The 1,925-nt window shown below is 39.4% G+C and carries 1 protein-coding gene and 1 pseudogene; both read left to right on the top strand.

The window, feature by feature from the left end:
• Window positions 1-502: pseudogene (locus WBM60_RS02670) on the top strand (glycosyl hydrolase); the annotation flags it as partial.
• An 894-nt stretch (window positions 503-1,396) separates the two neighbouring features.
• Window positions 1,397-1,925 (top strand): hypothetical protein (locus WBM60_RS02665; RefSeq protein WP_424282738.1); only part of this gene is annotated, 529 nt, incomplete at its 3' end.

Here is a 1,925-nt window from a genome sequence, read left to right as displayed (position 1 = left end):
GGTGTTGAAAGATCCAACGTCTGAAGGAACCTTAGAAGAAATCAAACAACAAGTAGCTTTTTCACTCGAACTTCGCGATGCCATAAACTTAGCGGTTACCATGATCAACGATATTGAAGGAATTCGTTCAGAACTGGCCGAAATTATCCCCAAATTAAAGAACAAGGATGATATTAAAAAAGCAGAACAGTTGCGAATATTGTCGGAATCTATTGCAGGAACCTTGTACGATATTCAACTTACCGGGGCAAGGGAAGATGCTTTTAGGGCACCGATGAAACTCTACGGAAGGCTGAGTGCCCTTGCTAGTGATATTACTGGTAATGGGGTCGACTTTAGGCCCACAGATCAGCAGCGAGAGGTCTATGCCATCTTCAATGAACGTTTAAAATCTATAGATAAGAAGTTCAGGGATTTTATGCAGGACGAAGTAAAAAATCTGAATATTCAATTAAAGAAAAGCGAACTTCAAATTCAATTAGCTAAGAAGATTAAATCATAACCAATTGCTGTGGTGCAAGGCGCTAAATAAAACTTACGGCAAAACGGGTTTATTTAATAGAATTAATGGAATTTGGAACTTAGAATTTATTCCCTCGTCTGGGGTTAACTTCACCCACATCTTCGTTCGTTTGACCAGGACGTCCTGGGTTGCAAATTCAAGATCTGTTTATTTAAAAGAATAATTGGAATTTGGTGCCTGGAATTTATTCCCTCAGGTGGGATTGACTCCCTCAACTTTCACCAAGGTTTCTGTTGACATATCTGGTCTTCTGACCCGGACCGAAGGAATCCGTAAGAGTCCTGTGAACTTTTACCCCGAGGGGCCAGCCGGCGGGGGGCAAGGTCCAAAAGTAAGATTGAAGTGCTTAAATAATAAACATTTATTTGAAATTGGATTTTTATTCTCAGCTGGGGTTGACTCACTCAACCTTCACCAAGGTTTTTGTTGGCATGTCCGGTCGTCTGACCCAGCCGCCCCGTAGTGCAAATGCTAAACTTTCACAACCTTCGGTTGCTAGTTTTTTCATTTCATCGAATCACTCGAGTAAACTGGGTGATTCTCATAAACAAAAAAACCCTGCCAGTTGGCAGGGTTTTGCGCTTTGTAAGTGACCTGGCTGGGGATTACTCACCGAGTTTATCATACCCATCAATCGCTGTCTTAATAAACGTAATACTCTGAATAACATGATATAATTTAAATCCCTGGTAAAGATATACCCGCTTTCGGACAAAATATTACACTGTTGGTCCTAAAACTATTTCAAAATCTGATAAATGGTTTATCTTATATTGAACTTCCCCAGTATCCCGGGCATTTTTATTTTATTCAGGGTATTTTTCTCATTTATAACCATTTAATTCTAACATCGTAACCTTTAAATATCTAAATATGAAAACTATCAATTATTATCTGCTAAAAGCTCTTTATGGAGTAAGTATTCTGGCTATGTTTTTACTCGCCTATTCCTGTAGCCAGGAAACCGTCTTAGACCCTGCTCAGAATGGCGCAGAAAATCTGAATGCCCGGGCCGCGAAAGGCAAAAAGGCAAGGCCTATAAAAGCAACACTTTTTAATTTTGCCGATCCCAACCAACTAGAGGATGAAATTTTATTATGTAATCCAGAAGAAGCAGGATTCCCTTTAACTAGGAACATTCTCGGTGGAAATATGTCGCACTTGGGAAAACTTCAACAAGGAATATCCGATGAGGTATCGGGAGAACGGATTTCAGGTAGCTTTGGTGTGCCAATTAGTTGTGATATCAATTTAGAAACTTTTGCAGAACTCACCACTGTATTTAAAGTATATTATGTAGCAGCCAATGGAGATCAATTTGAGACGACAGAACAGGTCACAATTAATTTTCCTAATACGTTTATTGATGAATTTGGTGAAACCCAAATTGACTACACTACTG

Source organism: Eudoraea sp. (genome assembly GCF_049669105.1).
In the GTDB taxonomy this organism is placed as follows: Bacteria; Bacteroidota; Bacteroidia; order Flavobacteriales; family Flavobacteriaceae; genus Eudoraea.
The sequence above is the reverse complement of the archived record's forward strand: the minus strand, read 5'-3'. Positions and strand labels throughout refer to the sequence as shown.